Consider the following 6192-nt stretch of genomic DNA (forward strand, 5'->3'; position numbering starts at 1 on the left):
ACGATATAGAACAGTAATTTAATGCGTTTCCACATAGTTAACTGTACTACTTAGGAACGATAGATAGTTCGATGACATTCCCTTTTTCTAAGGTGTAGACTGACGTTGTCTTAATGCCTACTACAATAAAAAATAGTGGACGATCGTGGTTGTCCTCTTCATGAGTTCGCCAGTCAGTTTTATCAGGGTTTGAAGGGTGCGGTATATTTTCGGGGTGAGTGTGCCAGGTTCCTACATAGCCCAGTAACTGATCTGATATGGTATAGGCTTTTTCAATTTCAGCCTGATGAGAATGTGACTCCAACTTGAATGTAGTCCGGGTTCTGTGGTCCGATGCTTTTGGAGTAGTAAAGGTATCTATCAAAACTTCATCTTTCTGGTTGTAGTACCCGATTAAAAGTCCAGCTGACTCCACAGACTCTGGTTCTTGTTGTCGGTAGGTACACAATTTTTGGTTAAGAGTCTGAGGCAGATAAAGGCGCTTTCCACATTTGCTTTGATAAGTGATGAACTCCTTTGGCTGGCATACATCACACAAAGGATGCCGTAAAGGATGCTTCTTTAGAGAGGATGTGAAAATTTGATATCTTGGAGTCAGATTAAGTCCTTCGTGCTTTGCATCTAAGCTATCGCCTTTCCAGCTAACTTTCGTTGACTCAGTCAACTTCCCTTCCAGATATCCGACAGCCAGATCTACTGCGATAAGCGCTGTTTGTGTGGAGCTGATTGCGCCATATGGTATAAACATCTCACCACAGCCAGCGTAGTTTTTAACTACATTCTGGTTGGGTTCTATGAAATTGAGGTTGGATGCTAGGCCGCGAATTCCAGTATTCGGCTCAACATACGCACATCGCAAACACCCCGGTTGACCCGGAATATCTAGAACTGCATGTCCTCCGATTCCGTAGCCTTCAAGCCAATTATAAATTACAGGGACTTTAACACCTGACTTCACGAGATAATCGTGGAATAGACGTTCATGAGTTGGTGCGCCTATGGCTATGACGACAAGATCATAAGCACTTAAAATATCGGATTTTCTGTAATCGAGTAAAGAATTGTAGTAACTATTAACTTTCAGCCATGGAAACTTTTCTTGCAACTGAAAGGCTACAGCAAGAGCCTTCGGCCAGTCTGTCATGTTACCGTTGAGGGTATGTCGATACAAGTTGGACGTACTAAATTTGTCCGGATCAACAATATCTATACGGCCAATTCCTGCTGATCCCAGCTTATGTGCTATTTCACTTCCTACCGAACCACAGCCAATCAGCAATACTTTCTTGTTTTCAAGAGATGGGTTGGCACCACTACGTGGCAACATTAGCTCTTTGTTGAAGACCTCAACGAAGATCGGCTCGATTTTCCATGACCTAATTTTTTCAAAGGTAAGGGGAAATGCCCGCTTCTTATCCAAACTGAGCTTTACCCCAACCCAAGTTTTGCCTGATGGTGTTGCCATGTTCAACACTAGCCAGAACTCTTTAGCTCTGATAGGAAACAAATTCCTTGTCTACCCTGATTTTTATTTCATGAGGGAGCCTTTGGAGGGCGTCAAGTAGCCATGTCTTCAATCCGTCAGCATTGTGAGGAATGACTGGGTCTATGGATTGCAGCGGAAGAATACAGCCAGTGGCATCTTTTTGCTGCTGCCGTGAACCTATCTTGAAAAAGCACGCCACATTTTGATCATTCCCTTCAATTGGCATGGCAGTGAAAGATGCGGGAATGCTCATAACGCTATCTGGTGAAATAGGTTTGTAAATATCCAGTTGAGTAAAATTGGCTGCGCATGACGTGCAGTAAAGTTTCTTTGGCGATTTACTCATCATGCTCTTAGTGTTCGAGTACCAATTTGTGCTGAATTCCCTAAGCAACTCACTCTGGTTAAATTCGGAGTCTGTAATGAGTGAGCGTAGCAATTCAACATGCCGCCTTATGGATTCCTCAAAGGCCAGTTCCGGCCTTTCAAAATTGACTGATACTGAGTCCAAGTTATTCACACAAATTGAACCAAGTCCTCCAAAATTTTGAGTTATCAGAACGTGTGCCAAGACCCCGAAAGATGCAGGGTCCTTAAGAAAAAAGTGCGGTAACTGCTGTAATTCATTAACATAGAAATGCACCAAACTGACAAGGAGGCCATCAATTTCTACGCTGACTGAAAGAGTATCTAGATCCAAGTAGCTAGAGGGCTCAACTTCGTAATCACTATCGAGGAAATATTCTAGAACCGATGCGTAGTCCACATTACGCTCCTTGTGACGTACCGGAAGCTCCTGCCGTGCTGAGGGAGGCGACTCCCGCTGACATGAATGATGAAGCAACTTTGGATGATGTTTGCTTTTCTTGCTTGGGTACCTCGAAATCGTCACCAAAAAGCTTATTCAATATTTCACACTGTTTTACTTCGTCCGTCTCGTCCAATGCTTTTTGAAGTTCCTCCTGAAGCTTGAGTAGCTTGTTTCGCAATTGGGTACCAACATTTAAGTCACTACCATCGGCTTGTCCACCTTCCACTTTGTGTTGGAAAATATCTCGATTAGGCTTTTTGGGTAACCTGACATAAACGCGGTAATCGTTTGTTCCCCATGGAGATGAAATGTAGTCAGCATCGAGAATTGCATCAACCGCGCTTTTTAACGCTTGAAGATCGTCATCCACCTCGGCTGACAGTGGGTTAGGGCTATATTGCTCTTTTAGCATGACGGTTAGGCCAATGGAGAAGATCTTCTTTCTTACCCCTTCGGAATTAAAGTTAACATCTCTCCAGCGTTTTATGTATCTGATCAAACGTTTAAGCTGCTTGCGTTTTACAGTAGCCCCAAAAACAAAGTCATCAACACTATCGATCCACTCAATAAGTCCTTTTTGATCAGACTCTGACCATTCCTTATGATCATCACATGAACCATTTTTACCTACAGCTAAGTAGTAGTTATCATCACCAAAGAAGGAGGTCTCTTTTTTGTATACTGTATAGTCGATATGCAGGTTGATCGATGTGTAATCAGCTGTGACGCAGGGATTTTTAATTCTCGGATTCTTGAAGTTACGCTTATCTAAAACTTCTTTGATTACTTTCTTCGGAGCAACTGGATCTTCAGGTGCTTTCTGTGCATCAATGACGATTCCGCGATCTATGTCAAAATCACCATCCAGACTGTTGATGGCAGTGTTTACTGCAAATGACCCTTGCATGAATGAGTCGATTACAGGATAGCCAGCTTCTTTGAAAGCGGTTTTGATGTCCTCGAAAATGCTATTATCCTTTTCCTTTGCCTTCTTATATCCTTCTGAATAGCTGGTTAGGTAGATTTTCTTATTGAATTTGTCGAAATGGCTTTGAATAGTCATTGATCACTGGTCCCTTGATGATGTAATGAATCAAAGACAATATGGAGATATATACATCAAAACTCAAGTAATTGAATAAAAAAAGGGCAGTTTGTAAAATAATGAAAAGTAGAACCAAACTGAAAAAAAGCCATAGAAATTGGATGATCTTCAGCATTCATACCGTACACGCAGTCAACTGGCTTTAACATATCTGTAATAATTCATAGATTGTTTATTTAGCGAAATTACTGACACATTTCTGCCCAAAAATGAGCCAGTGAATCAGTCTGCCCCAGACTGATCCATGCCCCATTCTGCGTTTTACTCGTTAGCTTAATCGAAAATTTCCTAACCAGTTGCCCTGCAATTCTCATCTATTTACTCAATGTTTGGCCCGACCGTAAAGCGACTCACAATGTACAGTTGTATTTAAATTTAGATAATTTAGGGCGATTTGAAGACAATATCAGGGCGCATTAATTCAACTTAAAATTAAAATCCTATAAAATCAATTCATTATGCAGACCTGCGTTTGGTTAATAGGTTTACAAAACGCGCATGCTCATTTTTCCAGATGGTGTATTTGATAGAAAACTGATAAGTTCTTTGCAATACAAACAGTTAACTGTGCGCGTTTTCACTGGTCTAACGTGATAAACGCGCATGCGCACCAATAAAATGTAGCTTTCTACTAAGGCTAGAGAATTAAGATAAAATGAAAAAATATTCAGTAGAAGAGATATTTACACCTTCTTCGCCAGCAAGGGTTAATTTTGTTGAACGAGAAACAATAAACAAACGTATTGTGCGTGCACTAAAAACAAGAGGTAAACAAGTTGTTGTCTACGGTCATTCAGGGTCAGGTAAAACAACACTCCTCGAAAATAAACTTCAACAAGTTTATGAAAGGCATATAAAAACAAACTGCATGAAAGGAATGTCTTTTGATAGTGTAATTCTGGATGCCTTTGATCAACTTGAGTCTTTCTACGTTGATGAGAAAGTTACAAGTGGAAAAATTTCAGTTGACGCAGGTGTTAAGGCTAACTTCCATTTAATTAAATATCATCTAACTTTAAAAAAAGAAGATTCTTCCCAATCAAAATCAAAGCGATATATCCCGCCACAACTTACAGGTTCTAATTTAGCCAAGTTGTTTGGTGAAGCCAAATACTGTTGGGTGCTTGAAGATTTCCATAAAATTGAAGGTGAAGATAAAAAGCGGCTAACTCAATTAATGAAGCTCTTTATGGATTTATCCGATACGTATCCTGAATTAAAAATAGTAGCTGTTGGAGCCGTGAATACGGCAAGACAGGTAGTACAATATGATTCTGAGATGAGGAGGCGGCTAGCTGAAATTCATGTACCCCTAATGAATGATATTGAAATTGCACAAATTGTTAGTAATGGTTGCAACTTACTAAACATTAAAATAGATAAAGAACTAATAGGTGACATTTGTCACCATTCTAATGGTGTAGCTTCTATCTGTCACCAATTATGCTCTTTGATGTGCGAAGAATTGGATGTTTACAATACCGTTTCAGAATTTGATGATATTAACTTTGATTATTCGAATATTTCGTACGCTGTATCTGAATATTTAGAATTAGAGTCAGATACAATTAAACGTGCATTTGATAATTCACTTAAGTTAAAGGATTCAGACGACATCATTTACTCCTTATCCAGAGTAGATCAAAATGGCACTAAACTCCCTGAACTACTGACTGAACTGAAGTCTAGAGATTTAAGTTATAATGAGAAGCAAATATTAAATATTTTAGAAAACCTTATAAGTGAAAAATATGGTGAATTAATTAAATACGACGAAGATTCCCACAAATATAGCTTTTCAGATCCATTCTATAGGACATTTGCATTAGCTTTCTTTAAGTATAAAGATGAAGAAAATACTAAAAAGCGACTATCGCAAGCAGAACTTAACGAAATTTTGAACTCTGTTTTCGGATTGATGCGTAAGAATCTTTCCGTGTCTCAAGGTATCGCTACTAAGAAAACTCTTAATGATAAAGAGGCTACAAAAGCTAAGTCAATCAAGTCGAACGAATAGTTGGCATTGCTCACTTCGTTCACGATTATCCGCCTCTTATTGAAGCGTTAATCCATAGAAATATTAATCTGAAACCAATGAGTTAGAGATAAAAAATCTAACAAGGTTTTGTCCCAAAGCTTACTAGAGATTGATCAATATTTATTGTCACTTCTACCGTCTTGTTGGTAGTGATTTTCATCAAATTTGATAAAACTTTAGCTTTTTAATGGCTATGAATAGCTTAAAAAGGCACTTTTCCACTCAAACAATTATCCAGCGAAAATTGGGGCATTGCCAATAAAAAGCCTCTTCCTACATAGGGTAAGAAGAGGCTTTTACTGCCTATCCGGCAGTTTACTGTATTAACATAAACGTCGAAACGATTGTTTTTATTTTCAGCTGCCTTTTCGGCAGGTCACTAATACATCGCGGCATTCTCACGTTTAGTATTATTTTCAGCTGCCTATTCGGCAGGTCACTATACACTTATAAAATAAACCTAAAGAACATACAAAATAAGACATTTCCTCCCCACCTAACCCATAGAGATATGGGAAATGTCATTAAAGCGTCTGGAACGCTTAAAACCCGTGAGTCAAATATAGCAGGTAGAGCGAAGCACGACTGAAAGGATTCAGGAGGTACCATGGATGGCCAAAGGTAGAATAATGCAGGAGCAATTATCGAGAGTAATGCATAGAGCAGTTACCGAGCTAGAGAAAAAAGATGATTTAGGTGATCGGTTTAAACCGAAACGACCGATCGCAATCGCCGGAATACGCAGGATACCA

General features: G+C 39.4%; 4 protein-coding genes. 1 reads left to right on the top strand and 3 read right to left on the bottom strand.

Annotated features, from left to right (window positions below):
• Window positions 1-46: 46 nt before the first annotated feature.
• Genes FW758_RS16705 through FW758_RS16715 form a run of 3 tightly spaced genes read right to left on the bottom strand, consistent with a single transcriptional unit; the run spans window position 47 to window position 3360 of the window.
• Window positions 47-1465, bottom strand: a complete 1419-nt coding sequence (locus FW758_RS16705) for a ThiF family adenylyltransferase (protein ID WP_446445964.1) — start codon at window positions 1463-1465, stop codon at window positions 47-49.
• A gap of 22 nt (window positions 1466-1487) precedes the next feature.
• Window positions 1488-2252: a hypothetical protein gene (locus FW758_RS16710; RefSeq protein WP_446445965.1), complete on the bottom strand. Its 765-nt coding sequence runs from the start codon at window positions 2250-2252 to the stop codon at window positions 1488-1490.
• Between the two features lies 1 nt (window position 2253).
• Window positions 2254-3360: a nucleotidyltransferase domain-containing protein gene (locus FW758_RS16715; RefSeq protein ID WP_446445966.1), complete on the bottom strand. Its 1107-nt coding sequence runs from the start codon at window positions 3358-3360 to the stop codon at window positions 2254-2256.
• A gap of 697 nt (window positions 3361-4057) precedes the next feature.
• Here FW758_RS16715 and FW758_RS16720 point away from each other — a divergent pair.
• Window positions 4058-5419 carry an ATP-binding protein gene (locus tag FW758_RS16720; protein WP_446445967.1) on the top strand — a complete coding sequence of 454 codons (1362 nt, stop codon included), beginning with the start codon at window positions 4058-4060 and terminating at the stop codon, window positions 5417-5419.
• The last annotated feature ends 773 nt before the right edge of the window (window positions 5420-6192 follow it).

The organism is Shewanella sp. 1180_01 (genome assembly GCF_052850535.1).